This is a genomic window from Hydrogenimonas sp., assembly GCF_029933015.1.
Lineage (GTDB): Bacteria > Campylobacterota > Campylobacteria > Campylobacterales > Hydrogenimonadaceae > Hydrogenimonas.
Window position 1 is genome coordinate 1 of record NZ_JAOZOZ010000169.1, and the last position, 3,223, is coordinate 3,223.

Here is a 3,223-nt window from a genome sequence, read left to right on the forward strand (position 1 = left end):
ATATGCTACAATAAACCGTCAGAAGTCGTTGCGGCGGAAATCTTCCCGCCGGGATCTTCATCGGATTTTGACAAATGCCAAACCTGTTGTGAGGCAGGGACGGAAAGCCACGGGTCTTCGGGGAGTCGAAGAGAGCCGGGTTGCCTTTTTGTCCGGATGGACGAAAAGAAAAAAGTTGTCGGTTACCTACACTTTTCTTTCCCTCCTACCTTACATACACTTTGTGCTGATTATCCAACTGTCGATGAGCCTTTTGGTTTGAGAGAGTTGTGGGCGATGCCCGCTGATTGGAATGGCGGGTTACGCAAGGGATTTTACAGAGGAGTCATAATGAAACGGAGAGTGCTCAAAACAGCTTTTACGGTCGTTTTCTCCGCGATACTGGCGGGATGCGGCGGAGGAGGGGGCGAAGGAAACGGTGTCGTCTCCGAAGATACCGCTTCCCAGGCACAGGAGACGGTTTTGCGCGAAAGTTCGCTTCCCCAACTCGACGATGCCGCATTCAACGCATTGAAAGATGGCGAGAAACTCTATGTCGCGAAGAAGATTTATGCCACGCTCTACAAGGGAAAGAGTCCGGAAGATCTGCGTCGAGAGATCGACAGCGGCCGTTTTCTCAGCCGCCTGAAATCGCGCCTTCACCGCGAAGGGGTGGCGCAGCCCGACAGGCAGAAGGTCTTTGTGGACGACTACGAAATACCCTACGACGCGAGAGCGGGAGACAGGCTTTTCGAAAAGCGCTGGAGGATCTTCGCACAGATCGCTTCGAACCTCTACTACACCAGGCTGGGAAAAGCGTATTACGACGCCTGGATCGCCTATGTGCTGAGCCAGACCATTCTATTCTCCCCGGCCTACGAAGTGGACAGTGTCAAACCCTTTCCCGAACTGATTTACAGCGGCTATTCCCGTCTGAGGGAGGCGCTTTCGGCAAACCTGACGATCCGGGAGGTGGTGTACGGACATATGGTTTCCAAAGAGAACTGGGCCCGTTTCCGCAGTCCAGAAGACAACGGCAGGGAGATGCTGGAGATATGGCTCTACGACTACGAGGATGCGCATGTGCCCCTGGCCGCCAAAGCCCTGAAAAACTGGCGATGGGAGCTGCGCAGGGAGAGGAACGGGTCGGGTGTCTACGGTGACGTCTACCGCTTCTACAACGATACGAACAATCTGGAAGAAATCAATGACGAACCGGTGGAGATTCTGGGAAGAAGCGTGACGACTGGCGAAGATTTCTACAGGATGGTGGCGAACCACCCGAAACTTCTTGCCACGGTGACCGACAGGCTGGTCAATCTCTTCTATCCTACCTTTCCGGCCGAGAGAAAAGCATGGATCACGCAGGCGATCCTCTCCTCCGAACCCCGCACTTTTCAGGATATTTTCGATCAGATCCTCTTTTCGAAAGCCTATCTGCTCGAATCGGACCGTATCAGGACGATCGAGGAGATCTTCATGCCGCTGGCGCAGCAGATGGGTATGCACCCCGACGGCACGACGTTCAGGTATCTGATGACACGCGGTATGGAACCTGCCGCCCAGGCCCCCTTCCTATACAAACTCGGCCGCCTGGACGAGGGGGAGTCTAACACGGACAGTGTGATTCGGATGCACCGCTACATTCGGGACGCGGTTTTTCTGAACCGCTCCAAGGACGGTATCGCGGTGGGAGAGCTGATGAAACGGTACGAAAGCGACGGGCTCGAAGGGTATCTGAACAATATGTTTCTGGACGTGACGGGGCGGGAGATGACCGAAGACGAGAAAGAGACGCTGCTGGAGATCGTCCGGGAGGCCGGTATCGGTGTGGAAAATGCCGGGCATTGGGACAGGTTCGCGGTATTGCTGATGGTCTTCGACTATTTCTCTAGACTCAGCGAGATCTACACCTACAGAAAAATCGACGGGGGAGGTGTGTCGTGAAACGAAGGGAATTTCTCAAAAGGAGCATGGGGCTGGCGGCCGCCGCGGCGATTCCGTCCGCCATGCTGAAAGCGGATGTGATCCCCGACGACGGGAGCCGTCCGCTTCCGCTCGAGGCGGTGCGTTTCGATCCGGAGATCTACCGTGCCAACGATGCCAGAACGATACTGATTTTTCTGGGCGGAGGCATGAGCGATGTCGTGGCGAACATGACCCATCTTTCCGAAATCGTCGAAAACGATCTCTCCCAGACCCCCTACCCGCAGGGGCGTCTGACTCCGACTGATAGGAACGGCTTCTGGCTGGAAGCGGGCGGCGATATCCTGGAACGTTGTCTCGACGAAGGCGAGCTGACCGTGTTCAGGACGTGCTACAGCCATCTTGCCAGCGCGTCCCACGGACTCAACCAGAAACGCTATTGCCACGGCAACGACCGGGGGTACGAGTCGGGTATTCCGATGACACTGATGCATCTGCTCCACCGCGGCGGCGTGGTCGGGGAGTCGGATATGTTCGTCAACGTAGCGATCGACGGCGGATTTTACAAGCTCCTGCAGGATTTCTCCGCGCTCTCTCCCTTGCCTCCCTATCTGAGGCCCGTCTCTTTCAATCGCGATTTCGACAATCCCTACGAATATGACAGAGACGATCGGAACCGGGTGGATCTGGGAGACTACAAAACCAACGAAATTTTCAATGCGGCCGATTTCGACAGACGCCTCGACGCCCTGATGCGTCGCCACAACCGCAACGATCCTCTGGCAGAGATTTTCAACGGACGCAAAGAGTTAAGCGAATTTGTCGAAGAGGCGAAAAACCGTCGGCTTCCCGTGGAATACCCAAAAACAGTAGACGGAAGGAAGCTCGAAACGGCGATGCGCATCCTCACCGGCAATTCCTCTACCCGGTTCGTCACGATTTTGGGCGGTCACAGCGGGTGGGACGACCACTCCGACGCGATCACTCTGCATGAAAAAAGAGCGCGGGAGCTTTTCGAAGCGGTGGAGGCGGCGATGAAACATATGAGAGCCGAAAAGATCGACAATATCAACATCGTTCTCTTCGGGGATTTCGGACGGAACCTCAATCTAAATTCGACGGGAGGATGGGACCACGGCAACAATCAGGCGCTGCTCTGGTTTGGAGGAACGAGGTATCTCCGGCACATGAAAGTCGTGGGAGAGACCGAACTGGAGGTGCGGATTCCCAAGGCGCGTCTCTACCATCGCCCTGCAGCCGGAACGTTCGAATTTTCACCCATTTCGATCGCGGCCACGATCTACAGACTCTACGGGGT

2 protein-coding genes and 1 riboswitch are annotated in these 3,223 nt (G+C 55.6%); both genes read left to right on the forward strand.

Going from position 1 to position 3,223, the window contains the following annotated elements:
• Positions 1-66 precede the first annotated feature (66 nt).
• A riboswitch (cyclic di-GMP riboswitch) is annotated at positions 67-148 on the forward strand.
• A gap of 182 nt (positions 149-330) precedes the next feature.
• The gene (locus tag Q1K23_RS08760) at positions 331-1,926 is read left to right on the forward strand and encodes a hypothetical protein (protein WP_300363912.1); all 1,596 of its coding nucleotides are present in this window, start codon (positions 331-333) and stop codon (positions 1,924-1,926) included.
• On the forward strand, positions 1,923-3,223 hold a 1,301-nt coding region (locus Q1K23_RS08765; protein ID WP_300363914.1), incomplete at its 3' end, for a DUF1501 domain-containing protein. The genes Q1K23_RS08760 and Q1K23_RS08765, both read left to right, overlap by 4 nt.